This window comes from Hymenobacter sp. DG01 (assembly GCF_006352025.1).
Taxonomy (GTDB): domain Bacteria; phylum Bacteroidota; class Bacteroidia; order Cytophagales; family Hymenobacteraceae; genus Hymenobacter.
The window spans coordinates 2,236,140-2,261,196 of record NZ_CP040936.1; the positions used below are offsets into that span (position 1 = coordinate 2,236,140).

The window sequence follows — 25,057 nt, forward strand, 5'->3', positions numbered from 1 at the left end:
GTTTACTTCACCTGCCAGAGCTCTTCCCAGTTAGTGGTATAGGCTGGGGAGCGAAAACCACTACGCCCGGCCCACGCCGCCGACCGGGTTCCGGTAGCGGCGTAGCGCACAGCATCACGCCCAAAGCGCTGATTTAAGCTGTCGAGGGTGCGCATGAGTTGCTGCTGCTCCTGCAGACGAGTTGGCTCAACGGGGCGGAATAAGTCGAGTTGGGGTTGCCCCGGTGGCTCCAGACCACTAAGCAGCACCCCAGCTCGCACGTAGGCGGTACCCGGTTGGTATAGTTGGGCTAGTCCACGGCGAGCGGCGGCCAGCAGCTCGCTGGTATTCTGGGTGGCCTGGGGAAGGTAGATGACGGCCGTGCGGGTAGCAACGTCAGTAGCTGCGGCAAACCTATCGGAGCCCAGCAGCACGGTTACCAGGTTGGCGGCCAGCCCATGGCGCCGCAACTTTTCAGCGGCGCGGGCCGCAAAGGTGGCCACGGCCTCCTGCAGCGCCAGCTGCCCCCGCTGAGGCTGCCCAAACGAGCGGGTGTAAGTTACGCTATGGCGGCGGGCTCCTGATTCATCCTCATCTTCGGGGCGGGGGTGCCAGCTCAGGCATGCTTCGCCCCGCAATTCCCTCCACAACCGCACCCCTACTACGCCACCCAGATTCTGGCGCACCCAGCCTTCCGGAGCAGCAGCCAGCTCGGCGGCCGTGCCTATGCCGGCGACCAGCAGTTTGGGGGCCTGGCGCCGACCAATGCCCCATATTTCCTGTATGGGAGTGGCTACCAAAGCTTTTGCCCGACTTTCCGGAGAATCCAGAATGAGCACACCGCCGGGGGTATGGCGGGCCCGGCGGTTCGCCAGCTTGGCCAGGGTTTTCGTAGGCCCTACCCCCACGCACACCGGAATACCTACCTGCTGTAAAACCGCTGCCCTGATTGCAAGGGCAACGTCCTCATAAGCTGGCCCATGCCGAGCAGGCGCGCCCAGGTGCACAAACGATTCATCAATAGAGTACAGCTCTACTTCCGGCGAAAACTGCCCCAGTACCAGGTTTACGCGGCGGCTTAGGTCACCATAGAGGGGGTAGTTGGAGCTGAATACCCGCACCCGGTGCTGCTCCAGCAGGGGCCGGGCCTTGAAATAGGGCTCCCCCATACGTAGTCCCAGGGCCTTGGCTTCATCGGAGCGCGAAATCAGACACCCGTCGTTGTTGCTAAGCACCACTACCGGCACGCCCACCAGCTCCGGCCGAAAGACCCGTTCGCAGGACACGTAAAAATTGTTACAATCGACTAGGGCGTACATGTAGGAGGCAGTAAGGAAAGTAGTACACAACCGACTAGCATGCGTTATTTCGTCCGGCGCTGCCACTGGGCCAGCGTTTGGGCGGCGGGGCGACCTTCCAACGCATGCACTACGTGGGTTACTACCCCCCACACCTCTAAGCGAGTGCCGGGCAGCAGGTCCAGGGTTGGATACAAGTCATTGGCGGCTTCCAGGCTTACCTGTGTCCCCCGGATGCGAAGGCGTTTCAGCGTGTGCTCTCCATCGAGCACAGCCACCACAATGTGCCCGTCACGGGGTACCAGGGCCCGATCCACGGCTATCAGGTCGCCAGGATGAATTTCGGCCCCAGTCATGGAGTCGCCGGCTACCCGAGCCAGAAAGGTAGAGGCCGGGTTACGAAACAGGTGGCTTTTCAGGTCGAATGCCGGGTCCTGCTGGTGGTCGTCGGCAGGGGAAGGAAAGCCGGCCGGAACCGGGCAGCCGTAGAGGGGCAGTTCGGCGGGCAAGAGCTGCAGCGCCGGAATTGCGTAGGTGAGCAAGGTATTCATAGGCAAAAGGCGCTTCAGTGTACGCCGCCGCTATTTACTAATTATATTAGCAAATAAGCAAATATTACCCTTAAGCTCAACCGTAGTTAACGCACTTATTCATTCTGGCATGTTTCATAGTTTTTATGGCCCTAATGCATTTTTACAGCATTTTATCACAAAAACAAAATACCAGAAAACAACCCAATATTTTTAGCTTATTGACGTCAATATTCTTATCTTTGGATATGTCGAAAGTAAAGCTTCCTGTCCCGCTTCCCGTGCAGCAGTATGCTCGCTGCGTTGATGCCAGCCGCCGCCCCGCCGACCATATTGGGGATTGGCCCGTTACCGGCCAGGTGTACCCCATCCAGATGCGCCGCAACGCCCGTAGCGGCGAGTTGCAGGTGCATGTGCTGGGCTTCTACGCTGAGCGCCCTTACGGTGCTTTTGCCCGTCACCGCTTCGAAACGGTGGCCCAGGTGTGGCTTAACTAGCCGTCTTCATCTTTCCACTCTTCACTCCCGGCTGTGTCGCTCCACGCGAAACCAGCCGGGTTTTCTTTTTGCTCAGATTTTATCCTGCTACAAATAGACAGAAGCATTAAGCCAACATCCGCATCATCATCGCCTCTAGCGGTACTGCCAGAAGATACCAAAGTCGAAGGGTGTCCAGAGGGCGGCTTTCTGGCCCGATACCTTCAGGGCATCGTTGGCCCAGGTGTTGCAGGTATAGAACAGGTTATAGGTGCGCGTGGCCTCATAGAACGCATCGTGCTGCCCGTAGCTGTAGCCCCGGATGAGCTCGGTCCGGCCCCGGGTGTCGTAGTCGAAGCTCTTCTTGATGAAGGCAATCAGGCGGGCGTATTCGGCGCGGGTCAGCAGCACTTTCACGCAGTCAGGGCCAGGCTGGGGCTCGTGGTGGAAGGTAGCATGCATGGCCGTGGTGCTCAGCCAGAACATGGCCTTCACGGCGGTGCTCGGCTTTAGCTCGGCCCAGGTGGGGGTGTTCAGATAGAAGCCCTTGTCGCCCCAGCCAAACCCCACGTAGCTGCGGGTGGTGTCCATGGCGGGCGTATCGGAGTAGGAAACCAGCTGAGTCCAGTCCATCTGGTCGGTTCGCACGGGCACTACCACGTCGGTATGCACGCCGTTGGAGAGAATGTAGGCTTCAATTTCGCCGGTTTCGGGCGAGTTGCGGCGACCAACGGGAACAGCAGAAAGGCCTACCGCGGCGGCCAGATACAGGGCCAATGCCCCCACTACTCCACCGCCTACGTAGGCGGCTCCTTTGGCTACTTTCCGAAAAGCATCGGACATAAAAAGAACTTGCGTGTACAATTGAAATCAGGACCTCATACGCAGCAGCGCGAAAAAAGCCGCTTACATGCCTTGATCGTGGCAACCTAGCCGATTCTCAGCTTTCCTGGCCCGCAGGCTCAGGTTATCTTCGTGCTTTCCCTACCCCCATGAGTCAGCCCAACGACCAATTATACACCATCCCGGCTCCGTACCGCCGCATGGAGAACCTGCACATCCTGTTCTGGCTGCTCAAGGATATCGGCTGGTGCATGGTGTGGAAACCCCTGGGCATTCTGATGGTTTTTCCTACCCTGCTCATTGCCGTGCTCATCACCTGGCGCACCCGCAGCATCAAGGCTGAGCTGGCCCATAACCTGGCCATTGTGTTCTGGATTTCGGCCAACTCCTACTGGATGATCAGCGAGTTTGTGGGCTTTGATACGGTGCAGCTAGGCGGCGGTGCCACGGGCAAGCACCTGGCCCTCCTACCCTTTCTTACGGGCTTACTGATTTTACTGTATTACTACCTGGTGCAGAAGCCCCGAGAAGCGCAGGCCGAAACGGTGGCTGCCTCATAGCGTGCCGGCTGCGCGCAGCATCTCCTCTATTAGGGCCACTGCCTGCTGGAACCGTGCGGGCCAGTCGCCGCCAATTTCCTTGTGTTCGATACCAAAGTCGGCCAGCGTTTGGCGGTGGATTGCGTCGAGGTGGAGGCGCTCGGCGGCGGGCAGGCGGGTGCCATCCTGCACGAAGGGTACATCGGGCAGCAGGTAGAGGTAGAGGTCGGCGTGGTTGAGGGAGTAGGTTTCGGCAGGCACCGGGAGGTAGGAGCCTTGTGTTAGTTGCGCGTAGGACTGGGTGATGTGAATGTCGGTATCCAGCAGCAGCAAAGGCCCGGCTGCGGCGCGGGCGGCGGCAATGCGCCGGGCGTGCTCGTCGGCCACAAGTAGCAGGTCGGTGCGGCTGAAGCTGGTGGAGTCCGAAATCAGGTCGCGGCCGGCTTCTGCCACGAAACTGGCTCCGAAGTGCGCGGCTAACTGCTCCGTTAGGGTGGTTTTGCCCGTCGATTCGGTGCCCAGAATAGCTACCGTACGGCGGTAGTAGGATTGCACCGCCGCCGGCAGGTAGGACCACTGCGCCCGCACCCCCTGCCGGATAGCAGTAGCCGATACCGGCACCTGCGCCCTTGCCCTATCAAAATCAAGGTGGCGGATGCCCATACGGGCGGCTACCAGCGCCCCATACGGCTCGGAGGTTACTACCAGCGAAACTCCAGGCACTACCTCCCGAAATGTATCGGCCCAGACGTGGGCCACGACCTCGGAAGAAACCGACGTGTTGGGCAGTTCCTCCTCACGGTAGTCCAGCAATTGCACGCTTACCTCGGGGCAGTGCGCGTAGGTGTCTTCTATCCATTGGGCACGTAGCGCGCCGGGCAGGGTTTCGTGGTTGCTGGCGCACACTAGCACCGTCAGGTAGTCGCAGTGCCGACGGGCGAAGTCAATGAGGGCAACGTGCCCCTGGTGGAAGGGCAGAAATTTCCCGAATACAAGTGCGTTCGTCATAGGTGCCGGGGTAGGAAGCTACGCGCCCCTACCCTCCCGAAGTAAGTAAAGTGCCTGGCCTCATAAGGCCTGGTAATTGGATCATATATGCAGGCGCACATCGAGGTAGAAGTTGGCCGGAGCCTGCACGAAGTACCTGCGGGTGCCATCGGGCTCTACCGTGCCGTTGTTGAAGTAGCGGGTGTTAGTGAGGTTGTTCCCGAACAGTGTTACCTCCCAGCGGGGCCGGGCGTACTGCACCCGCGCATTCAGCAAAGCGTACCCGCTGATGGCGGCGGAGTTGGCGAAATCGAGGTAGGAGCGGCTTTGGTAGCGGCCTGCTACCCCCAGCAACCAGCTCCCGGTTTGGTAAGTAGCTTCCTGATTAATGAGCAGCGCCGGGGTTAGAATAGGCCGGAAGGACTGCTCCTGCTCCCGGATGCGGCTGCGGTTGAAAGCCGAGTTGTTGGTAAGTGTGAGGCGAGGCAGCGGTTGCCAGCGCACGGTGGCCTCCAAGCCCATCCGGCGGCTGCTTTTCACATTATCCGTTAGCGCCAATCCGTTCGGACCCAATTGCCCATTCAGCACGATTTCGTTCTGAAAATCCATGTAGTAGGCGTTCAAGCTCGCCTCCAGGGTAGCACTCCGGTACCGGATTCCCAGCTCGTGGTCATTCACGTACTCGGCGCGGGTGCTGCTGAGCAGAGGTTGGCCGGTGCTGTCGGCCAGCAGGTCGTCATTGCCCCCGAACAGGTCGTTGCGGGTGGGCTCCCGGCCGGTGCGGCCCAGGGTGTAATACAGGGTAGTACGCTGGCCTACCATCACGCTGGCACCTACTTTTGGGTTCAGGAAACGCCACTCCAGGGTTTCCAGCGGCACGCTGCCCTTGTATCGGAACGAAACGGCCCGACCCTGCACATCGCCAAACAGCGTAAGGCGACCCAGCTGGTACTCGGCTTTGCTGAACACGCTACCCTCCCGCTTGTAGCCCGTATTGCGGTACAGTTCCCCGGCGGTTTGCTCGCTACCCAAGTGGCGGCGTTGGTAGGTGCTCAGGTGCAGGCCGCTGGTCCAGGTCAGCCGGTCGGTGCGGTAGGTATAGGTGCTGAAGGTCCCGAGCAGACCCGAGCGGAAATCGTAGCGGTACAGCTCCGTGGTGGGCGGCAGGCCCAGGAAGGTGTTCAGGTCGAAATCGTAGCCCCCACGTAGGCCTGAGGCGTACACGCTGGTATTCACCTCCGAGCGGCTACCCACCAGCCATTGATTCTGGAGTTGCACCAGGGCCTGCTGAAACCGGTCGTTTTCGGCTCCGTTGGCGTTGGCCCGGCGGTTGCGGCGCAGCACCGAGTCGGCCACGGGCAGCCAGGCCAGTTGGTTACGCTGCTGCCCGGCCAGCACACTCAGTTTCCAACTGGTTTTCTCATAAAACAGCCCTCCACTAACATACACCGACTGCGAGGTATTGGCCGAGCGTTCCTTATAGCCATCGGAGTGCAGGTGCGAGGCCCGAGCATACAAGGCCGCTCGTCCCCGCCGGCCGCTGGCGTACTCGCCAAAAGCCCGGTAGCTCCCAAATGAGCCGTAGCCCCCGCCCAACGTCGTACGGGCTGAGTCGAGCAACGAGGGTGAGAACAACTGAATGCTGCCGCCGTAGCTGGCCACGCCGTTTTGGGTAGTGCCTACCCCCCGCTGAATCTGCACACTGCTTAGGGAGTTGAACAGGTCGGGGTAGTTAGAGAAATAGGCCCCTTGGTCCTCGGGCTCATTGAGCGGCACCCCATCCAGGGTGGTATTGATGCGGGTCTGGTCGATGCCGCGTAGGCGGAAGTAGGCGTAACCCTGGGTGCTGCCAGCATCGGAATAAGCCGTGACGCCTGGCGTTTGAGTTAGCAGGAAAGAAGGCTCTTGGCCCACACTGAGGGCCGCTAGCTCCCGCCCGCTCAGGTTCAGAAACGTAACCGGCGTGCGGCTGCCAGCGCGGTAGGTTACGGCCACCTCCGGCAGCGCCTGGGTACTGTCCGTAGCCGTGAAGTCTGCTGGTGTTACCGGAGTTTGTGCCAGCGCTACGGGGGTAGCAACTAACAGAAGAGAGGTGGCGAGTAGAAAGTGCTTCATGCAGGAACGGCGCAGCAGAATCGGCGGAAACCGCGCGGCGCAAAGGTAAGCGGCTGGAGCTCGGCGGTTCACTTTTATGATTGTTCTGCTCCACCGCTCAGCAGCGGCTATTCGGCCTACTTCGCTAGGGCTATTTCTTTCTGATGCCGATACCAGTTTCGCAGCCCCCATATCCCTACTGCTAGCAGCAATACCCACAATTCCGGCTCCGACATGCGCTGCACGTCATCATCAACATCCAAGGCGGCGTTGCCGGCTAGCACCTCGTTCTGCTTGCGCAGCAGGGCGGCTTTCTGGGCTTCGTTCTCCAGAGCAAGGTAGGAAGTAAGCGGGCTCAGAATGCCCGACCGGAAGCTGCCCCGAATGGCTGCCAGGCGCATGGGCTCGGCGGCAGCGGGGTTGTGTGCCTGGTATAGCTGGTAGCCCTGCAGCCACAAGCCATCCTGCCAGGTTTGCCCCAGCGCACGGGGTAGGGAGAATGTTTCTGTCCCTAGCACCACCGAGGGCTGCCCGTTGTCGGGCAGGTAGGCACGGGGCTGCTCAGCCGTCGGCCAGGCCCGTACGGCCCTACCCTCCGCCGAGGTTTCAGGTGGCGGGAGCGGCTGACTGGAACGCTGCAGCAAAGAATGAGCCTGGGCGGAGCCATCGGCAGCCAACACCAGAAAGGTAGACTGCTCAGGAGTAGCCGCCTGCAACGCGGCAAAATTGGCGGGCAGCACTGCCTGCTGCAACGAACCCGTAACGGCTACCAGCACGGGGTACTCCGGGGTTGGGTGGAGCCAAGCTTCCGCTAAGAGGCGTTGCATAGCCCCTTCCAGGTAGTAGCCCCCAGTAGCTGGTGTTGCTTGCCAGGCAGATAGCCAATCTGTTCCGGCAGGCAAGGTGGTTATTCCGCTGTTCACCAGAGTATAACGGGCGGTAGCTTTGGCACCCGGCCGTTGCTGCAGAAAGCTTTCTATGCGTTGCTGATACGCCGTGGGCTTTGCGCTTGCAGTAGCCGAGGCATCAAGCAAAAAGTGGTAATAAGGCCGACGCTGTACTAGCGGTAGGGCTTGTTTGGCGGTGGCACTCAGATATACTACCTGCCCACCAGGGGTAGTAACAGATTGCCGAAGTGGTTGAGCAGCGGAAGCGGCCACTTCACCCAGTTGCACCGTCTGTCCGGCAATCTGCAGAGCTACGGGCTCTTTGTGCAGCACCCGAAAACCGGTGCGTCGTACTTCCAGGGCCGCAAACGGGAATACGCGCAGGGCTAGCCGGTTGCCTGTAAGGTAGTACAGAATACCAGGGTCGCGCTGCTCATTCCGGATTTGCGCAAACACCCACATAGCCGATTTTTTTTCGGCCAGAATGCCTTTTTCGCGGCGGCCGTGCATATCCAGGTAGTACTCCTGCACCCAGCAGCCTACGGGCAGCGCTAGTGTGGTGTGATATTCTGCGTTGCCCTCCTGGTCCGGATTGGTGATTTCCAGATCTACCCAGCTGCTCCAGGCCGCCTGCCGGGCATCGTAGTGGCTGCGGCTGGTTAGCTTGGTTAGCTGGGGGCGTGGTTCCTCCTCGGGCTCATCCCTTTGAAATTGTTCCCGATTATACACCGGCCGCTCACTGCCGAACACTTGCTCCAGTCGCCGCAGCTTTTCTTCTGACAGCGTGAGGTTATCGAGCACCAACCAGTTGAAGTAAGTAGAGAGATACGGCAGCTCGCTTCCGAAAACACTGGCACTAGGGTCCTTGTGCGCCCGCACCCGCTCCAGCGTATAGAGCAACGGGTTGGCATCAATTTGAGGGGTAGGCTTACTGTAATCCGGAGTGTAGATATAGGCCAGGGCTTGGTGCAGGGCCTGGCGACAGTACAGATAGTTGGCCGTAATGCCCAGGGGCAGCAACAGGCTGCTGGCAATCAATACTCCTATCACAAGTCGGGGTGAGAAATACGTTCGTAGTACCTCCACGTCCTGGCTTAGCTCGCGCAAATGCACCAGTAGCAACAACAGGGGCGTCAGCATCAGGAAGCCAACTCCAACGGCTACCACTGCAATAACGGATAGGGGTAGGAACGGCAGGAAGACGAGAAAAAAGTACAGCGTATAAGCCAGTGTGAAGCTTCGGCCCGCCAGCAGGGCCAGGCGCCACCACTTGTTCGCCGGGGCGGACACACACAGCAGCGCCCCGTTCAGTACGGCCAGCCCATAAAACCACCAACCGTGGAAATTCCCGAAGATGCCACTGGAAGAGGGCCCAAATTCTTTGAAGAATACGCCTGAATTCACCAGCAGCCCGAGCACTGGCATTACCAACGTAATCAGCACTTTCCAGAGGAGTTGATACTCAGCCCATACCCCCGCTTTTCGGGTGAGCAGGATATACACGCCGCGGGCCAGGAAAAACAGAAAAAGCAGGGTTCCGGTGATGAACAGCACGACCAGCGCGTGTTGCCCAAACTGGCCGCCAGGCACTTGCCACCATGGCAGCACTAGTTGCCCGAACAGGTAGGCGCCGATCGGCACGGCCAGGGCCACCCCAAAATTGGCTAGGGCCCGGTGGGGCCGGTCGGCCGGGGTTAGGTTGAGCAGAATGACGAGGGCGGCGTGTGCCAAGGTGGGCATCAGGAAGGTGCCGGCATACAGCGGCATTTCACCCGGCACCATCCAGCGCGGCACCTCCCGCGGAAACAAGCGGTCTAGGTGGTATCCGTACAGGTACAGGAACGCTATGTACGCAGCCAAAGCCAGAGCCCCGTAGAGCGTTGGCAAGGGCTGCTTACGCTTCAGCTGCCACCCGGCGTATGCTGCGTGCACTACCCCCAGGCCTATTAACAAACTGCCCAGCACGAGCCACAGTTGCTGGCTATCAGGGGGTAGCAGGGTATGGATAACGCCGTATTCCCCGCCCAGCAGTAATGCTAGCACGGCCAGCGGGAGCGTATTGAGCACAAATAGCCATTTCGGATTAAGCAGGTTCTGCATAAGAAGAGAGGTAGCGGGAGCAAAGCAGCCGGAAGCCGCCGTAGATAAGAATCAGAAAAAACAGATATACCAGCACGCCCTCCGCCTGATGCGCCCAGGCATAGCGCTGTCCTAACCCGGGAAGCAGCCGCTGCAGGGCCACCGCCGACAAAATACGGGAGGCATTCACCAGTACCGTGAGCAGGTAGCCCAGCACGGGCAAGCTCAGTAGCCACCCACCTCCCAGCGCTTTGCCAGACCCGGCATACCGCCCACCGATGGCAAGCAGCAAGCCGGTGCATACCAGCCAGAAGTTGAAGCCTGAGCAGGACTTGTCAATAGTGAACTGTAGATCGGAATGCACGAATCCTTGGGCCGGATCAAAGAAGGAACCAGAGCCTAGCGCTCCTCCTACCAAAGCATTCGTGGGGCCTAACAGCCACAACAGGTCAGTGGATGTGGCTCCGGCGTAAGCAAACTTTAAGAGCAAAAAGCCAGCTCCTATGCTGCCATACAGCACTGAGGCTTTTGTGCGTGAGGTATTCATAGCTAGCTAATAAAGACGAACACAGTAATGAACGCACAAACATATCATAAAGTACTTTGTATTTCAAAGTTTCATAAACTAATAACATTACTCCCTGATAAACCACTTCATCATTAAGCTTTCGCTTCCCAGCTGCTCGCTAGATCCGGCTCAGATTTTCCGGCTTCAGCTTCAGCAAGGGTTGTAGGCTGCCTTTGCGGGTGCCTAGTTGTTCCCGTAGCTCCACTACCCTACCCCCCACTTTCACCTGAATGCTAAGCGCGCCACTGGCGGCCTGTTGCACGGTGTATTGAGCACTCTTGTTCGCAAAGCGCAACTTGGTGATGCCAGAAGCTACCTGAATAGTAAACTTGTCGGTTTCAGCTCCAAACTCAGGATAAGTAAATTCTAACTGCCCATCTTTCCGCAGCAGCGCGTAATACAACATCAGGCCATTATCGGTGGTGAACAGCACGGCTTGCTTACCGTTGCCAACCACCTGAAATGAGCAGACTACCCGGATGCTTTCGTCCTCCAGATACAGTTCCTGGCTGGTGGTCTGCACCATGCGGGTACCACTCCAGGTAGTAGTGGTAGTCGTCTGGAATGGAAACCGCATCATGTCCATTTCCACCTGACGCACTAGAAACGGCTCCCCATTGCGAATAATGAACTCTGAGTCCTGGTGCCAGCAGCACCCACTCTTGGTTGAGGTGTAGAGGCGCTTGGTTTTGGCATCCACCTGAAACATACCACAGTAATCCTGGGCCAGATCCGTAAACGCCTGGCTATGCTTCAGCTCCGTGGGCAGGTTCAGGTAAATCTGGAAAGAAGGACCGTGGTAGCAGCTGTTCTGCCCGTCTTCAATGGCAAGGTCGAGCCGGCCGTCGAAGTTGAAATCCTCACTGATAATTAGGCTCTGCTCGCCGTAGGGCACCTCCTGAATGTTGGACTGCGCTTTACCGTTGTGCAGGGACAGCGCCAACTCCTCCGACTCTACCTTGACTACTTCTTTTTTCGTCTTCTTGTCGTAAATGGCAACCCAGCCGGGACTAAACACCTCCGCAGTATCCTGAATGTAGATTTTGCCGAAGTAACTCGGTGAGAAGTCATCGACTAAATAGGTTTGCTGCGCCCACGAAGGGTAGGCGGCAAGCAGTAGTAACAGTAAGAATAAGTAGCGGGACATGGTAGCTCAGTTGCAACAGCAAAGAACATCATTTAGAGCCCATCTTCCCGCATCGACAACCAACCTTGGAATTGAATTTTTAAAGTATCCCGCGCTTCAGTGTTCGCTGCAATAATGTCCATGCCACCGTCATAGGGAGCTATTAAGCACTGTTGTTCTCTTGAGACTAAGAAGAACCTTATATCATCCTGTGCCACGTCACGTAACGCGTTGTTCAGTACACCCCATTGCCAATCAACCTCTACGAATATGGGAAGGTAACAGTCCTCTTTCCCATATTCTACACTATTGACCTCTCTTAACGGCAGTGCTGGTAAAGCAGTAAAAGAGAAATGCTGCAAAGCTGTTTCTGTCCAGGGTATATCCATGTTGATGCTACCCTTAATCTCGTAGCCACCCGTTACTAGTAAAAGCTGGGCTCGTGTGCCTAACAAGGCCTGAGTAATTGTGTTCTGGCGATTAAGCAGCATTGTCCAGTCCTCCTCATCCTCTGGATATCTTTTGGATTCTGGCAAACTGTGAAACCTCACCCACCGATCAGGGTAGTCGTGTCTAAACAGGTAATTAATTGGTAATGTATCTGGATAAGCGCTAGACCAAAATTCGGTAAACTCTTCGGCTGTCATCATCTAATTCTTTTTAAAGAAAGCCGCCGCCTCTTTGGGGCAGCCGTCTTTACAGTAGTACTGCAAGAATATCTATTTCACTACTACCTGCACACCTATCTCCTGCCCTGCTGCTAGCTTCGGGATGAGGGCATGGTAGGTAATGTTGGGGGCTTCGGTAGTCATGCTGGGGCTGATGGTTACGTTGAGTAGCAGTTTGCTGGTGTAGCAGTCCTGCTGCAGGGTATAGTTGATTCCGCCTACCCCAGTGGCTAGCCCTTTCTTACCAATCACCAAATCATAGGTAACAAAGTCGATTTGTGGGCGGCAGCTGCCGCTTACTTGCTGCTCAAACTCTTGCTGGGAGCGAATGACAGTGTAGGTTTCCGACAGGTTGACATTCATCTGGCGGACAGTGTTCTCGCAGCCGTACTCCGTTTCTAAGCTTTTCACGACGGCAGGGATGTTCAGGCAAGGTTCCGGTTCAGTGCCACACACCGTAGCGCAGCCACTTACCAACATAGCAGTGCCAGCAAATAGAGTAAAGAATGTTTTCATAGTGAGTGGCCAACTATAAGTTCTTTCCTCCTCTGATTCAGCTTTCAATGAGAAGGTTGCAACTCGCCTGGCAAACACACGAAAAAGGCCGCCCCAGAATCTGGGGCGGCCTTTTTTAGAAAGCTAATGCTTGAATTATTTCTGCGACATCATGCTGCCACCGGCTTCCTTCAGGCGAATCAGGTTCAGGGCCGAGCCGGCTTTGAACCATTCGATCTGACCTTCATTGTAGGTGTGGTTTACCGTGATGAGATCAGTGTCGCCGTCGGCGTGGTGCAGACGAACCTGCAGGGGCTTGCCGGGGGCAAACTCCGTCAGGCCGAGGATGTCGATGGTGTCGTCTTCCTCGATCAGGTCGTAGTCGGCCTTGTTGGCGAAGGTCAGGGCCAGCATGCCCTGCTTCTTCAGGTTGGTTTCGTGGATACGGGCAAACGACTTTACCAGTACAGCGCGCACGCCCAGGTGGCGGGGCTCCATGGCCGCGTGCTCCCGCGACGAACCTTCACCGTAGTTCTCGTCGCCTACTACCACCGAGCCAACGCCCAGGGCTTTGTAGTTACGGGCTACCTGCGGCACGGCCGAGTACGGCGTACCCTGGGTCAGGGCATCCTTCACCGAGTTAGCTTCGCCATTGAAGGCGTTGATAGCCCCGATGAGCATGTTGTTGGAGATGTTGTCCAGGTGGCCGCGGTATTTCAACCACGGGCCGGCCATCGAAATGTGGTCGGTGGTGCACTTGCCCTGGGCTTTGATGAGCAGACGCAGACCCATCAGGTCTACCCCTTCCCACGGCTTGAAGCCTTCCAGCAGCTCCAGACGGTCGGAGTTCGGATCAACGATTACCTGTACGCCCGTGCCATCGGCGGCGGGAGCCTGGTAGCCGGCATCCTCTACGTCGAAGCCGCGGGGGGGCAGCTCGATACCCTGGGGCTCATCAAACTTCACCTGCTGGCCGTCTTTGGTGGTCAGCGTGTCGGTGAGGGGGTTGAAGGTCAGGTCGCCGGCAATAGCGAAGGCCGTTACGATTTCGGGCGAAGCCACGAAAGCGTGGGTGTTCGGGTTGCCGTCGTTACGCTTGGCGAAGTTGCGGTTGAACGAAGTGATGATGGAGTTCGGCCGCTTCATGTCGTCCATGTGGCGGGCCCACTGCCCGATGCACGGACCGCAGGCATTGGCCAGTACTACCCCACCCATCTGGGCGAAGGTGTCCAGCAGACCGTCGCGCTCCACAGTGTAGCGCACCAGCTCCGAGCCGGGCGTTACGGTGTAGTCAGCTTGTACCGTCAGGCCTTTGTCGGCGGCTTGCTTAGCTACCGAAGCAGCACGGGTGATGTCTTCGTACGAGGAGTTGGTGCACGAGCCAATCAAGCCAACTTCCAGCTTGGCAGGCCAGTTGTGCTCCCGAACGGCCGCAGCGAACTGCGAAATCGGCCAGGCAGCGTCCGGTGTGAACGGGCCGTTTACGTGGGGCTCCAGCTCCGAAAGGTTTATTTCAATCAGCTGATCGTAGTAAGCCTCGGGGTTAGCCAGAACTTCGTCGTCGGCGCGCAGGTGAGCGGCTACACCGGAAGCCATAGAGGCAATTTCAGCGCGGCCGGTGCCCTGCAGGTAGGCAGCCATTTTCTCGTCGTAGGCGAATACCGAGGTAGTAGCCCCGATTTCAGCGCCCATGTTGCAGATGGTAGCCTTGCCCGTGCACGAGAGGTTTTCAGCACCTTCGCCGAAGTACTCTACGATAGCACCGGTACCGCCTTTCACGGTCAGGATGCCAGCCACCTTCAGGATTACGTCTTTGGGAGCCGTCCAGCCAGAGAGCTTACCGGTCAGCTTCACGCCAATTACTTTCGGGAACTTCAGTTCCCAGGCCATGCCCGACATTACGTCCACAGCATCGGCACCGCCAACACCAATGGCAACCATGCCCAGGCCGCCAGCGTTGGGGGTGTGTGAGTCAGTGCCGATCATCATGCCGCCGGGGAAGGCGTAGTTCTCGAGCACTACTTGGTGAATGATACCAGCACCGGGCTTCCAGAAGCCGATGCCGTATTTATTGGATACCGAAGCCAGGAAGTCATATACTTCCTTGTTTTCGGAGTTAGCTACGGCCAAATCCTGGTCGGCGCCGCGCTCTGCCTGAATCAGGTGGTCGCAGTGTACAGTGCTGGGCACGGCCACTTGGGCTTTGCCTGCCTGCATAAACTGCAACAGGGCCATCTGGGCGGTGGCGTCCTGCATGGCTACGCGGTCCGGAGCGAAATCGACGTAGGAAACGCCCCGCTCATACGCCTGCGAAACAGAGCCGCCGTACAGGTGAGCGTACAGGATTTTTTCAGTCAGGGTAAGCGGGCGGCCAACGGCGGTACGGGCGGCTTCAATGCGAGAGCCCATGCCATCGTACACGGCCTTGATCATTTCTAAGTCAAACGCCATAATGCGAAATGGAAAAAGTGGAGAGAACGAACCTGTCGGAAACAGGTACGCAAATATAGTTGCCGGTCGTTGCGCTGCCTAAAATTTCGGGCCCTGGGCGGCCCTGGCGGCCTGATTTAGAATCATTCCAAAAGGCACCGCTACCTTGCCGGCAGGCAGAATGCGCTGCCGGCCTTACATTCGCGACCTTGCTTTACTTAAACTAATAGCAGGCGGTAGTAGTTTAGCCTCGAATCAACCTTTTAACTTTTTTCCCATGCCCGTCGCCTTCTCTTTTCGCAAGGCCATAGCCGGGGCCGGACTCGCGCTGGCCGCGGTGGCCTGTCAGTCCAATTCTTCCTCCGAAAAAACCGAGCCCGTGGAAACCACCGGCGCCAATGCTACCTACCTGCCGGCTGGTACCTGGCGCGGGGTGCTGTCGGCCCAGGGCCAGGAAATTCCGTTTCTGTTTGATGTAGAAGCGGGCAATAACAATCAGCCGGTAGCCGTGTACCTGCGCAACGGCGAGGAGCGCCTGAAGCTGGACGAAATCAAAACCGTAGGCGACTCTACCACCATCCGCCTGGGCGTGTTCGATGCCGCGCTGGTGGTATACGCCGACGGACAAACCAACCTGAAAGGTGCCTGGGTGAAGTATGATGCCAAGGAGCCCTACCGGGTACCCTTTTCGGCCAGAAAAGGCGAGGGCAGCTTGTTTGGGGCAAAATCGGGAAAGGAAAATCAATCTTTTGCCGGGACTTGGAAGGTCACGTTTAAGGGCGACGACGGCGAAACGTACCCCGCCGTAGGCGTATTCGAGCAGAAGGACCGGGCCGTGACCGGCACTTTCCTGACCTCTACCGGCGACTACCGCTACCTGGCTGGCAACGTGGATGGCAACACCATGAAGCTAACCACGTTCGATGGCAGCCACGGCTTTCTGTTTACGGCTGAAAAGCAGGAAAACACACTTACCGGCGACTTCTACAGCGGCAAATCGGGCCACGAAACCTGGACGGCTACCCTCGACCCGAACGCCAAGCTGCCCGACGCTAACGCCCTCACCGGCATGAAGCCCGGCCAGAAAAAGCTGGACTTCAAATTCCCGAGCATTATGGAAGGCGGCAGTATCTCGCCTGCTGACCCCAAGTACAAAGGCAAGGTAGTAGTGGTGCAGATTCTGGGCTCCTGGTGCCCCAACTGCATGGACGAAACCAACTTCCTGGCTCCTTGGTACGAGAAAAACAAAGGCCGCGGGGTGGAAATCATCGGGCTAGGCTACGAGCGCACCACCGACCAGAAAGTAGCTGCTCAGAAGCTGCTGAAGATGAAGCAGCGCATGAACGTGGGCTACGACCTGGCCGTGGCCGGCGAAGCCAACAAGGACGCCGCCAGCCAGTCGTTGCCCCAGGTGCAGAAGGTACTGGCCTTCCCTACCACCATCTTCCTCGACAAGAAAGGCGAGGTGCGCAAGATTCACACGGGTTTCTCAGGCCCCGGCACTGGCAAGTACTATGAGCAGGAAGTAGCCGAGTTCAACAAAACCATTGACCAGCTGCTAGCCGAGTAGGTTGCTGGCTGCTGTTTATATGACGGGCCTGCTCTTCTCTGGAGGGCAGGCCCGTTGTGCTATATCAGACGGGTAGCAAACTCCTGACAGCACTTTATCAGGCCCGACTTCCTACCCCATGCTCTGTAGCCAAACCCCACTTCATTCGTACTGATAGTCGGCTACGTCTGTCAGGACCTGCACATGAAGCGTCCTGCCCTTTTGCCCGACATTCCTACCCCTCGCCTCCATGCCAACCCCGATACAGCGCTATGTACCCCGCACGCGGCGAGCCGTCCGCAGCCTGATTCAGCTTCATCCGGCTCCCTGGCGCTGGAAGGTGGGCTTGGAAGCAGGGCTGGCGCTGGGGTTGCCGCTGGGGCTGTTTACCGCGCTGGGACACCAAGGTTGGGGGCTGCAGGCGGCACTGGGAGCCTTCACGGCCCTGTACGGAGCTAGCCTGAGCCGCCGCGACCGGATGAACTTGCTGCCGCTGGTAGCGGCCGGACTGGTTTTGGCCTCGGGGCTGGGGGTAGCGGGCGCCGGCAGCCTCTGGCTGAGCAATGTGTGCCTGGTGCTGGTGAGTGCAGTGGCATGCGTGCTGACGCTGGGTATCCGGCTGGGGCCACCCGGCCCCATGATGTTTGTGCTGGTAACGGCCGTCAGTGCCCACCTGGCCCGGCCGAAGGAGTTAGGCGGAGTTGGCTTGCCGGGCCTGCCGCTGATTGGGCTGGTAGCGGTGGGGGCAACCCTGGCTTACCTGGTGATTATCGCGCCGCTGCTGTTGCCCTCGGTCCGAAAGCGCCACGGGTCGGCCTCAGGGCTGCGGGTGCTGTATCCGAAGTTTCAACTCGACGAGGACACCCTGCTGATGGCGCTGCGCGTGGTGGTAGGCGTGCTGATTACCTGTCTGGTGAGTCGGCCGCTGGGGGCGCACCGGACGTATTGGGTGGTGCTGTCGGCAGTGGCGGTGCTGCAGTCCAGCGCTTCCCGGCAGCTGACGACCATCCGGGGAGTGCAGCGCATGATTGGTACGCTGCTGGGCATTGGGGTCTTTGAGCTGCTGACCTTGGCTCAGCCTTCGGGCCTGTGGCTGGTGGCACTGCTGATGCTGCTGCAGGCGGCTACAGAGGTAGTGGTGGCCCGCAATTACGCCTTCGCCCTGCTGTTTATTACCCCTATGGCGCTGCTGAATTCCACGGCCGGGCACCCCGGCAGCACGCTAATTTCGGTGGAAGGCCGCGTTTTCGATACCCTGCTGGGGGCCACTATTGCGCTGCTGTTGTTCTGGGCCAGCGAGTGGCTGGTGCGTAGGCTACCCCTGTTTACTCAGGCAAAGCCAACCAATGCGCCGTAGCACTGCCACCAGCCTACAACCGTAGTGCTACACCTGCGCCCGTGGCCGTTCCAGCAGCACAATGGGCTCGGCGTGGTAGGTGGTGCGGGCAAATTCCCGGAACCCAAACTTGTGCGCCACTCCCAGGGAGGCCGCATTGTCGGGGTCGATGATGCAGGTCAGGCGGGCCGTTGGAAACTGCGCCTCAATCCATTGCAAAGCCGCTCCTACTGCCTGGGTGGCGTAGCCCCGGCCGTGCACGCGCGGCGAAAGAGTCCAGCCGGCTTCGAGGGTGCCTTTGAGGGACGGCGTCAGGTCGCGCTGAAAGTCAAAGAACCCTACGGTACCGATGAATTCGCCGGTGGCCTTTTCTTCTATCGACCAAGCCCCGTAGCCAAGCAGCGTCCAGTGCCCCTGCTGAGCCAGCAGCCGACGCCAGCCATCTTCCTCGGTTTGGGGCTTGTTGCCGAGGTAGCGGTAGAACGCGGGGTCGGTGAGCATGGCGGCAAACGCGGGCAGGTCGGTTATGCGGGGGCCGCGCAAAAGCAAATCGGGGGTTTCCAGTTCAGGGACCGAAGAATGCGGGGCGGTTAGCAGGCTCAGGGGCTGGGTCATACAGGCAAGTATAGCAAAATAGCTTCCCGGTGCCGCATCAGAAGAAAAGGAAACGACGAGTAAAAGCGCCGATTGGTCGGTGTTTCGGAGGTAGTGCTAGATAAGTAGGCCAACGGCGGGCAATCGGGCACTGGGTTTGAATGAAGACTGGCAGAACGCAGCGCGTTAGGCGCTACCCTTACTTCAGCCTTCAACCTTCTCAGTATCATGAAAAAGCACCTCTTTAGCCTCGCCCTTCTTTTTGGTTTATCTTCTTCCATCGTAGGCACCAGCTTTGCCGCCGACCTGCGCCAGGATGACGGCCGCCAGCGTCGCCAGGGCCGCGAACAGCGCCAGGACCGTCGCCAAGACCACGACCGCCGGGGCAAGTTTAGCGCCCAGGAACGCCAGCGCCGCACCGATGAACTGGCCAAAGAACTGGACCTGAGCAAAAAGCAGAAGTCGAAAATCGAGAAGATTTTCCAGGATCAACAGCAGCAGATGCAAGCCCTGCGTGGCCGTTCGGGCCAGGACCGGGGCCAGCAGATGAGCGAGTTCAAGCGCATCCGCGAAAACACCGATAAGCAGCTCAAAGACGCCCTCTCGAAAAAGCAATATGCCCAACTGGAAGCCAAACGCCAGGAGCGCATGCGCCAAATGAGCAACCGCCGCGACCGGCAGCAGGACCACCAAGGTACTGACCGCCGCGGCTTCGGGGGCCGCAGCTAATTTCCTACCCCCTGCTTAGGCCGTAACCTGTTCAAGCCGCTCTGTCCGTTCGCTCGGGCAGGGCGGTTTTGCGTGGAGGCGGGGGTAGGGCGGGTAAACGGTAGAAACACATTTGCTACACAATAGGACGTGTCATGTCGAGCCCCGCGAGACATCTCGCTCGAATCGTTGGATTACTATTCCAACGTCAGCACGTGAGATGTCTCGACAAGCTCGACATGACACGTCTTTTATTGCAATGTTCCTGTGGTCAGGGGCTCACTGGCAAAGCATTGTGGCCTTTTGCCGGATGCAGTAAAGTATTTCCCGTATATAATCGACTACGGGCTTACCTCCTACCCCACTCGCATGCGCAAACCTCTCCGCTTCCTGGGCCGCCTCACGGTCAGCCTTCTGCTAGTTCTGCTGGTAATAGGCGTAGCCTTTGCCAACCTCAGCCCCGAGTTTGGGGGCAAGCCCACCAAGGCCGAGCGGGCAGCCTACGCGAAATCGGGGCACTACCAGGATGGGGAATTTCAGAATCTGGTACCCACTACCCTCATGACGGGGGGCAGCACAGTTGGCTCGCTCTGGCGCTTCTTGTTCAGTAAAACCCCCAACGACAAACCCGCCGGACCGCTGCCCATGCAGCCCCTGGACTCCGTGAGCATCACGCAAAAAACGCCGGAAGTGCTACGCGTAACCTGGTTTGGGCACTCGGCCAGCCTGGTAGAAATAGCCGGGAAGAACATTCTGCTTGACCCCATGCTGAGCGTGAAGATGGGCCCTATTTCCTGGATTACGCCCCAGCGCTACAATCCGCAGGTAGCCATTACCGCCGAGCAGCTGCCGCCTATTGATGCCGTGCTCATTTCCCACGACCACTACGACCATCTTGATTACCAGACCATTCTGCGGCTCAAAGACAAAACTACCCACTTCTTCGTGCCACTGGGGGTAGGAGCCCACCTGCGGGCCTGGGGCGTGGCGCCGGAGCGGATACGGGAGCTGGATTGGAACGACTCGGTGCAGCTGCCCGGCGGCCTGAGCATCACCAGCACGCCGGCCCGGCACTTTTCCGGCCGGGGTCTCACCAACCGCAACTCCACTTCCTGGAGCTCTTGGGTGATAAAATCGGCTACAAAGCGCGTATTCTATAGCGGCGACGGGGGCTACGGACCGCACTTCCAAACCATCGGCCAACAGCACGGCCCCTTCGACCTGGCCCTGATGGAATGCGGACAGTACGACGCGCAATGGGCTCAGATTCATATGCTGCCTGAGCAGAGCGTGCAGGCCGCCCTGGATGTGCAAGCCAGGCTGCTGTTACCCGTGCATTGGGGCGCTTTCACGGAGGCCCATCATGCCTGGAACGAACCAGTGCAACGGGCTTCGGCCGCCGCTGCTCGCCTCAATTTACCTATGACAACTCCCCTGCTGGGCCAAACTATTACGCTCGGTGCCGGCCCACTTCCGCAAACGAAGTGGTGGCAGTAGGGGTGTTCTGATGAGCATTAGACGAATTAAGCAGAATCTGGCCTGCAGTGAGGATTGAGTGAAAAATAGCTGTCATCCTGAGTATAGCGAAGGACCTTATCACGTCAGCACGAGTCGTAATAACGATTTGTTCTAGCGTGACAAGGTCCTTCGCTGCACTCAGGATGACAGCTATTTCGGCTACGCTAGCCGCTCAAACTGCAGCACTACTCCTTCCTGGGGCCGCAACGTTACCAAGGGCACGGGTACTACCTCCTCCTTCGTGATGGGCGCGACGGTGAAGTGCCGGAGCGTTTCCAGCAGTACCAACTGAATTTCAGCCAGGGCAAAGTGGTTGCCGATGCACAGACGCGGTCCGCCCCCGAAAGGCAGGTAGGCGTAGGCCGGCACCGGCGGCTGGGCACCCGGAGCAAACCGCTCAGGCCGAAACGCATTGGGGGCGGGCCACAGCGTAGGGTGGCGGTGCAGCCCGTAAATGTAAAGTGAAAAGAGCGTGCCCTTCGGAAACGGGTGCCCCTGAAACTCATCGTCTTCCAAAGCTACGCGGTCCAGAATCCAGGCCGGGGGGTAGAGCCGCATGGTTTCCTGAATCACTTGCATGGAGTATGGCAGGCGGGCTAGCTCCTCGAACTCCGGGGCCCGATGGGCCAGGCCAGCTGCCGCCCGCTCCTGCCGAATCTGGGCAGCGGCCTCGGGGTGCTCAGCCAACAAATAAAACAGCCAGCTTAAGGCGTTGGCTGAGGTTTCGTGGCCGGCCAGTAACAGGATGTTGGCTTCATCTACCAGCTGTTCTTCCATCATAGGCTCGCCAGTGTCCTCGTAGCGCACATCCAGCAGCATTTGCAGCAGGTCGTTATGAGGAGTGGCGGGGCTGGTACCGGCCCGCTGACGCTTGCGGATGTAGGTCCGGACCAGCTCGCGTAGCTCTCGGCTCAGGGCCTCGTGGCGGCGGTAGCTGCCGGTGCCTTGCAGCCAGGGCCGGAGGTAGGGCTGCCGGATGGTGCGCACGTAAAAAGCCTGAATCTGGGTCAGGATATCCGACAGCCGGTCGCGCTCCGCGTCGCTCATGCTGGTGCCAAAGGTGGCCTGCGCAATAATCCGGAACGCTACCCGCGTCATGGCCTCATGAATATCGACCAGGGCCGGACCGGTGGCCGTGCGGGCTTGCAGCTCCTGGGTCCACTCCTCGGCGGCGGCTTGCATCAGACGGGTAAGGCCGGCCAGGCGCTGGCGGTGGAAGGCCGGCTGAATCAGGCGGCGCTGCCGTAGCCAGTCGGGCCCCTCGTTGGTGAGTAGCCCCCGCCCGATGTAGCGGATCAGGCCGTGCGTGAGGTCCGACTTGAGGTAGCGGCGGTGGTGTTGACGGAGAATATGCTGTACCAGGGCCGGGTCGCGGGTGACGTAGCACGGCCGGATGCCGCCCAGGTGCAGCCCCACCGTGTCGCCGTGGGCAGCGTGGGCGCGGTTAAGGTTGCCGATAGGGTCGCGGGCCATGGCCAGCGAGGTAAGCAGGGTGCGCCAGCGGGGCACCCACGGAAAAGGCGCCGTCGGCGCCTCTATAGCAGGTAACAAGGGGGTAGGCATACGGAAATAGCGCAGTAATGCTTTCCAAGATAAAACAAAAACGAGGCCACCGGGCCGGCGAGCTGCACTCTCCTACCCCTTAGCACAACCCCAAGCCACCGTTCGCGCGTACAGCCTACTAGCCCCTGTGGCCTCCCGAACTTTCTCCAACAACCAAACTCTCGGCTCCTTATGTGGATTCAACAGAAAAATACCCCCGCCCCGCTCGATGAACTGCAAGGCCGTACCGTAGGCCTCAAATTCGAATGCAACGAGTGCCACACCGAAGTGTTTACCGACCTGATCGGCGTGCCCGCCCCCGACCATCTGGCCAACTCCATGGAAGACGACGGCCAGTTTGAAACGGAAGAAATTAAGTGCCCCGGCTGCGACATGACCCACGAAATCACCGTGAAAAGCACCTTTGATGGGGTACATTTTGAGGTATCGGAAGTAGCGCCGGACAGCGTTTCCTACCAGATTGCCGAGCCTGAACACTAAGCCACTTATAAGCAGCTGAAGTAACTCCGGTTACCTGATGCTTCAACACGAAAAAGGCTCGCCATTCGGCGAGCCTTTTTCGTGTTAAGTAAATTCCTGAATGATGTACGGCTTACTTCTCCCGCTCGATAGTATAGTTAATGAGCTGCTCCAGGGAAGTGCGCGAGGCCGAAGCCGGGAAAGTGCGCAGGATTTCCAGAGCTTCGTCGCGGTAGCGTTCCATCACTTTAATGGCGTACTCCAGGCCCCCGGAGGTTTTCACGTACTCAATCACCTGCTGCACCCGGTCCTTGCGGCCGTCGTTGTTTTTCACGTTATAAATGACGCGGCGCTTGGTTAGCCAGTCGGCCTGCTGAAGGGCGTAGATGAGGGGTAGGGTCATCTTCTTCTCCTTGATATCAATGCCCAGCGGCTTCCCGATTTCGGCCGTGCCGTAATCGAACAGGTCGTCCTTGATCTGGAAGGCCATACCCACCTTTTCGCCGAAAAGGCGGGCGCGCTCAATAGTTTTCGCATCGGCCCCGGCTGAAGCCGCCCCTACCGCGCAGCAGGAAGCAATCAGGGAAGCTGTTTTCTGCCGGATGATGTCGAAGTACACGTCCTCGGTAATGTCGAGGCGGCGGGCTTTTTCAATCTGCAGCAGTTCGCCTTCGCTCAGCTCCTTTACCGCGTTGCTCACGATTTTGAGCAGCTCGTAGTCGTTGTTTTCCAGGCTCAGGAGCAGGCCTTTGCTCAGCAGGTAGTCGCCCACGAGCACGGCAATCTTGTTTTTCCAGAGGGCATTGATGGAGAAGAACCCGCGCCGGTAGTTCGATTCGTCCACTACGTCGTCGTGCACCAGGGTGGCCGTGTGCAGCAGCTCAATCAGGGCCGCGCCCCGGAACGAGGCTTCCGGCAGCGGGTCGCCGCCGCTGATTTTAGCCGTGAAGAACACAAACATGGGCCGGATCTGCTTGCCCTTGCGCTTCACAATGTACCCCATGATTTTATCGAGCAGGAGCTGCCGCGTTTGCATGGACTGGCGGAATTTCTTCTCGAACTCCTCCATCTCGGCGGCGATGGGCGCCTGTATCTGGTCCAGCGTTACGGTCATGCGGGTATTTTGAGCGCTGCAATGATACGCGGAAAAAGGTGAAATAGTGAGTTAGAGAGACGGTGAGATACGGGCCGCGAAGCTCAGAACGAGGAACGGCACCTTTCGCTCCTTGGGGCAGCGCCGGGCAAATAGAGGAACCTTGCCGTTCACACGGCCGAGGTTTGCGACCTTTCAGGGGTAGGGTATTCATTCGGGAGAGTAAGTGCACCGGCTCAGGATAACAATGGTGGGCAGAATGGGTTTGTGGCGTTGAGAGGGGTAAGACAGCTGGAACCACCCCGCCAGCGCATCAGACTCGTCAGCTCACTATCTCACCATTTCACCCCTTACCTTCGCCCCCATGCCACTGCCTCAGCCCCTCCGCCTCGATTTCCAGCTCAGCAGCGCCCACCACACCCGCCCGTTCGCGGCCGATATGCGGTATGTGCCTACCGGCCAGCCCAAGCCGGTGGTGGTGTTCGTGCACGGGTTCAAGGGGTTCAAAGACTGGGGCCATTTTAACGTATTGGCCGATTGGTTTGCCAGCCAGGGGGTAGTGTTCGTGAAGCTTAACCTCTCGCATAATGGCCTGGTAGTGGATGGCACCGGCGACCTGGAGGACCTGGAAGCCTTTGGGCGCAACAACTTCTCCCTGGAGCTGAACGACATCGGCACCCTACTCGACTACCTCCACCAGACTGGCGAAACCCAACTGCCCCGCGCCGAAATGGACCTGACGCGCCTAGCCCTCATCGGCCACAGCCGAGGCGGCGGCCTGGTGCTGCTGAAAGCCGCCGAAGACACTCGCGTGAAGGCCGTGGTTACCTGGGCCGCCATTAACAATGTGAATCCCGGCTGGACCGAGGAGCTGATGCAGCACTGGCAACAGCAGGGCGTGTACTACGTGGAAAACAGCCGCACCAAGCAGCAGCTTCCGCTTTACTTCCAGATTGTGGAGGACTACCACCAGAACCGGCTGCGGCTGGACATTCCGCACAATGTGCGCCGCAAGCTCCGGCAGCCCCTGCTGATTCTGCACGGCGACCAGGACGAAACCGTACCTGTGCAGCGCGCCCACGAGCTAAAATCCTGGAAGCCCGAAGCCGAGTTGGCCATCCTGCCGGGAGTTACGCACAATTTCGGGGGTGGTCACCCGTGGCCTTCCCCGGAGTTGCCCGCTCAGGCCCTGACCGCGGCGGAGGTTACGATGGAGTTCCTGAGCCGCGTTCTGTAGT

The 25,057-nt window shown here is 58.7% G+C and carries 22 protein-coding genes; 8 read left to right on the top strand and 14 right to left on the bottom strand.

All coding sequences use genetic code 11. The features are described 5' to 3' along the window. Positions 1 to 2 precede the first annotated feature (2 nt). Together FGZ14_RS09360 and FGZ14_RS09365 are read right to left on the bottom strand one after the other, a co-directional pair. Positions 3 to 1,298, bottom strand: coding sequence for a Y-family DNA polymerase (locus tag FGZ14_RS09360; RefSeq protein WP_139923602.1), 1,296 nt, complete (start codon positions 1,296 to 1,298; stop codon positions 3 to 5). A 44-nt stretch (positions 1,299 to 1,342) separates the two neighbouring features. Continuing rightward, complete coding sequence (locus FGZ14_RS09365; protein WP_139923604.1) at positions 1,343 to 1,828, bottom strand: LexA family transcriptional regulator; 486 nt, start codon at positions 1,826 to 1,828, stop codon at positions 1,343 to 1,345. Positions 1,829 to 2,055: 227 nt separating this feature from the next. On the opposite strand from FGZ14_RS09365, the gene FGZ14_RS09370 reads away from it, so the two are divergent. Beyond that, on the top strand, positions 2,056 to 2,304 hold the full coding sequence (locus tag FGZ14_RS09370) for a hypothetical protein (RefSeq protein ID WP_139923606.1): 249 nt from the start codon (positions 2,056 to 2,058) through the stop codon (positions 2,302 to 2,304). Between the two features lie 135 nt (positions 2,305 to 2,439). On the opposite strand, the gene FGZ14_RS09375 is transcribed toward FGZ14_RS09370, so the two are convergent. Then, the gene (locus FGZ14_RS09375) at positions 2,440 to 3,126 is read right to left on the bottom strand and encodes a TIGR02117 family protein (protein WP_139923608.1); all 687 of its coding nucleotides are present in this window, start codon (positions 3,124 to 3,126) and stop codon (positions 2,440 to 2,442) included. A 149-nt stretch (positions 3,127 to 3,275) separates the two neighbouring features. Between FGZ14_RS09375 and FGZ14_RS09380 the strand changes: the two genes are divergently transcribed. Next, entirely contained in the window at positions 3,276 to 3,686 is a 411-nt protein-coding gene (locus tag FGZ14_RS09380; protein WP_219601132.1) for a hypothetical protein, read from the top strand. On the opposite strand, the gene FGZ14_RS09385 is transcribed toward FGZ14_RS09380, so the two are convergent. The 8 genes from FGZ14_RS09385 to FGZ14_RS09420 all read right to left on the bottom strand — a co-directional run bounded on the left by FGZ14_RS09385 (position 3,681) and on the right by FGZ14_RS09420 (position 15,020). Continuing rightward, entirely contained in the window at positions 3,681 to 4,673 is a 993-nt protein-coding gene (locus FGZ14_RS09385; protein ID WP_139923610.1) for an AAA family ATPase, read from the bottom strand. The genes FGZ14_RS09380 and FGZ14_RS09385 overlap by 6 nt on opposite strands. An 81-nt stretch (positions 4,674 to 4,754) precedes the next feature. Continuing rightward, positions 4,755 to 6,767 carry a TonB-dependent receptor gene (locus tag FGZ14_RS09390; protein ID WP_139923612.1) on the bottom strand — a complete coding sequence of 671 codons (2,013 nt, stop codon included), beginning with the start codon at positions 6,765 to 6,767 and terminating at the stop codon, positions 4,755 to 4,757. A 116-nt stretch (positions 6,768 to 6,883) separates the two neighbouring features. Beyond that, positions 6,884 to 9,733 carry an MSEP-CTERM sorting domain-containing protein gene (locus FGZ14_RS09395; protein ID WP_139923614.1) on the bottom strand — a complete coding sequence of 950 codons (2,850 nt, stop codon included), beginning with the start codon at positions 9,731 to 9,733 and terminating at the stop codon, positions 6,884 to 6,886. Beyond that, entirely contained in the window at positions 9,717 to 10,259 is a 543-nt protein-coding gene (xrtK, locus tag FGZ14_RS09400) for an exosortase K (RefSeq protein ID WP_139923616.1), read from the bottom strand. Before xrtK ends, FGZ14_RS09395 begins: the two co-directional genes overlap by 17 nt. Positions 10,260 to 10,398: 139 nt before the next feature. Further along, complete coding sequence (locus FGZ14_RS09405) at positions 10,399 to 11,427, bottom strand: hypothetical protein (protein WP_139923618.1); 1,029 nt, start codon at positions 11,425 to 11,427, stop codon at positions 10,399 to 10,401. Positions 11,428 to 11,459: 32 nt separating this feature from the next. Continuing rightward, entirely contained in the window at positions 11,460 to 12,056 is a 597-nt protein-coding gene (locus tag FGZ14_RS09410) for a hypothetical protein (protein ID WP_139923620.1), read from the bottom strand. A gap of 69 nt (positions 12,057 to 12,125) precedes the next feature. Continuing rightward, positions 12,126 to 12,485: a hypothetical protein gene (locus tag FGZ14_RS09415; protein WP_139923622.1), complete on the bottom strand. Its 360-nt coding sequence runs from the start codon at positions 12,483 to 12,485 to the stop codon at positions 12,126 to 12,128. Between the two features lie 240 nt (positions 12,486 to 12,725). Then, positions 12,726 to 15,020, bottom strand: a complete 2,295-nt coding sequence (locus FGZ14_RS09420; protein WP_139923624.1) for an aconitate hydratase — start codon at positions 15,018 to 15,020, stop codon at positions 12,726 to 12,728. A 256-nt stretch (positions 15,021 to 15,276) separates the two neighbouring features. On the opposite strand from FGZ14_RS09420, the gene FGZ14_RS09425 reads away from it, so the two are divergent. Beyond that, positions 15,277 to 16,569 carry a TlpA disulfide reductase family protein gene (locus tag FGZ14_RS09425; protein WP_139923625.1) on the top strand — a complete coding sequence of 431 codons (1,293 nt, stop codon included), beginning with the start codon at positions 15,277 to 15,279 and terminating at the stop codon, positions 16,567 to 16,569. 229 nt (positions 16,570 to 16,798) lie between these two features. Further along, positions 16,799 to 17,905, top strand: a complete 1,107-nt coding sequence (locus FGZ14_RS09430) for an FUSC family protein (RefSeq protein WP_139923628.1) — start codon at positions 16,799 to 16,801, stop codon at positions 17,903 to 17,905. A 27-nt stretch (positions 17,906 to 17,932) separates the two neighbouring features. On the opposite strand, the gene FGZ14_RS09435 is transcribed toward FGZ14_RS09430, so the two are convergent. Continuing rightward, positions 17,933 to 18,499 carry a GNAT family N-acetyltransferase gene (locus tag FGZ14_RS09435; protein ID WP_139923630.1) on the bottom strand — a complete coding sequence of 189 codons (567 nt, stop codon included), beginning with the start codon at positions 18,497 to 18,499 and terminating at the stop codon, positions 17,933 to 17,935. Between the two features lie 207 nt (positions 18,500 to 18,706). Here FGZ14_RS09435 and FGZ14_RS09440 point away from each other — a divergent pair, with 207 nt between their 5' ends. Further along, a complete protein-coding gene (locus FGZ14_RS09440; protein ID WP_139923632.1) occupies positions 18,707 to 19,207 on the top strand; it encodes a hypothetical protein in 501 nt (166 codons plus the stop codon). 348 nt (positions 19,208 to 19,555) lie between these two features. Beyond that, on the top strand, positions 19,556 to 20,683 hold the full coding sequence (locus tag FGZ14_RS09445) for an MBL fold metallo-hydrolase (protein WP_139923634.1): 1,128 nt from the start codon (positions 19,556 to 19,558) through the stop codon (positions 20,681 to 20,683). A 180-nt stretch (positions 20,684 to 20,863) separates the two neighbouring features. Here the strand turns inward: FGZ14_RS09445 and FGZ14_RS09450 are convergent, their stop codons facing one another. Next, entirely contained in the window at positions 20,864 to 22,267 is a 1,404-nt protein-coding gene (locus FGZ14_RS09450; protein ID WP_139923636.1) for a cytochrome P450, read from the bottom strand. 171 nt (positions 22,268 to 22,438) lie between these two features. Between FGZ14_RS09450 and FGZ14_RS09455 the strand changes: the two genes are divergently transcribed. After that, positions 22,439 to 22,747: a hypothetical protein gene (locus tag FGZ14_RS09455; protein ID WP_139923637.1), complete on the top strand. Its 309-nt coding sequence runs from the start codon at positions 22,439 to 22,441 to the stop codon at positions 22,745 to 22,747. 112 nt (positions 22,748 to 22,859) lie between these two features. On the opposite strand, the gene FGZ14_RS09460 is transcribed toward FGZ14_RS09455, so the two are convergent. Continuing rightward, entirely contained in the window at positions 22,860 to 23,840 is a 981-nt protein-coding gene (locus FGZ14_RS09460) for a polyprenyl synthetase family protein (RefSeq protein ID WP_139923639.1), read from the bottom strand. A 343-nt stretch (positions 23,841 to 24,183) separates the two neighbouring features. Between FGZ14_RS09460 and FGZ14_RS09465 the strand changes: the two genes are divergently transcribed. Next, a complete protein-coding gene (locus tag FGZ14_RS09465; protein WP_139923641.1) occupies positions 24,184 to 25,056 on the top strand; it encodes a S9 family peptidase in 873 nt (290 codons plus the stop codon). Position 25,057: the final 1 nt, after the last annotated feature.

Excerpts from the sequence above, each read along its gene's own strand:
- xrtK (WP_139923616.1), bottom strand. The coding sequence starts at position 10,259 with ATGAATACCTCACGCACAAAAGCCTCAGTGCTGTATGGCAGCATAGGA.
- FGZ14_RS09460 (WP_139923639.1), bottom strand. The coding sequence starts at position 23,840 with ATGACCGTAACGCTGGACCAGATACAGGCGCCCATCGCCGCCGAGATG.
- FGZ14_RS09405 (WP_139923618.1), bottom strand. The coding sequence starts at position 11,427 with ATGTCCCGCTACTTATTCTTACTGTTACTACTGCTTGCCGCCTACCCT.
- FGZ14_RS09465 (WP_139923641.1), top strand. The coding sequence starts at position 24,184 with ATGCCACTGCCTCAGCCCCTCCGCCTCGATTTCCAGCTCAGCAGCGCC.
- FGZ14_RS09370 (WP_139923606.1), top strand. The coding sequence starts at position 2,056 with ATGTCGAAAGTAAAGCTTCCTGTCCCGCTTCCCGTGCAGCAGTATGCT.
- FGZ14_RS09395 (WP_139923614.1), bottom strand. The coding sequence starts at position 9,733 with ATGCAGAACCTGCTTAATCCGAAATGGCTATTTGTGCTCAATACGCTC.
- FGZ14_RS09410 (WP_139923620.1), bottom strand. The coding sequence starts at position 12,056 with ATGATGACAGCCGAAGAGTTTACCGAATTTTGGTCTAGCGCTTATCCA.
- FGZ14_RS09380 (WP_219601132.1), top strand. The coding sequence starts at position 3,276 with ATGAGTCAGCCCAACGACCAATTATACACCATCCCGGCTCCGTACCGC.
- FGZ14_RS09435 (WP_139923630.1), bottom strand. The coding sequence starts at position 18,499 with ATGACCCAGCCCCTGAGCCTGCTAACCGCCCCGCATTCTTCGGTCCCT.
- FGZ14_RS09445 (WP_139923634.1), top strand. The coding sequence starts at position 19,556 with ATGCGCAAACCTCTCCGCTTCCTGGGCCGCCTCACGGTCAGCCTTCTG.
- FGZ14_RS09430 (WP_139923628.1), top strand. The coding sequence starts at position 16,799 with ATGCCAACCCCGATACAGCGCTATGTACCCCGCACGCGGCGAGCCGTC.
- FGZ14_RS09420 (WP_139923624.1), bottom strand. The coding sequence starts at position 15,020 with ATGGCGTTTGACTTAGAAATGATCAAGGCCGTGTACGATGGCATGGGC.
- FGZ14_RS09440 (WP_139923632.1), top strand. The coding sequence starts at position 18,707 with ATGAAAAAGCACCTCTTTAGCCTCGCCCTTCTTTTTGGTTTATCTTCT.
- FGZ14_RS09425 (WP_139923625.1), top strand. The coding sequence starts at position 15,277 with ATGCCCGTCGCCTTCTCTTTTCGCAAGGCCATAGCCGGGGCCGGACTC.
- FGZ14_RS09360 (WP_139923602.1), bottom strand. The coding sequence starts at position 1,298 with ATGTACGCCCTAGTCGATTGTAACAATTTTTACGTGTCCTGCGAACGG.
- FGZ14_RS09375 (WP_139923608.1), bottom strand. The coding sequence starts at position 3,126 with ATGTCCGATGCTTTTCGGAAAGTAGCCAAAGGAGCCGCCTACGTAGGC.
- FGZ14_RS09390 (WP_139923612.1), bottom strand. The coding sequence starts at position 6,767 with ATGAAGCACTTTCTACTCGCCACCTCTCTTCTGTTAGTTGCTACCCCC.
- FGZ14_RS09385 (WP_139923610.1), bottom strand. The coding sequence starts at position 4,673 with ATGACGAACGCACTTGTATTCGGGAAATTTCTGCCCTTCCACCAGGGG.
- FGZ14_RS09450 (WP_139923636.1), bottom strand. The coding sequence starts at position 22,267 with ATGCCTACCCCCTTGTTACCTGCTATAGAGGCGCCGACGGCGCCTTTT.
- FGZ14_RS09365 (WP_139923604.1), bottom strand. The coding sequence starts at position 1,828 with ATGAATACCTTGCTCACCTACGCAATTCCGGCGCTGCAGCTCTTGCCC.
- FGZ14_RS09455 (WP_139923637.1), top strand. The coding sequence starts at position 22,439 with ATGTGGATTCAACAGAAAAATACCCCCGCCCCGCTCGATGAACTGCAA.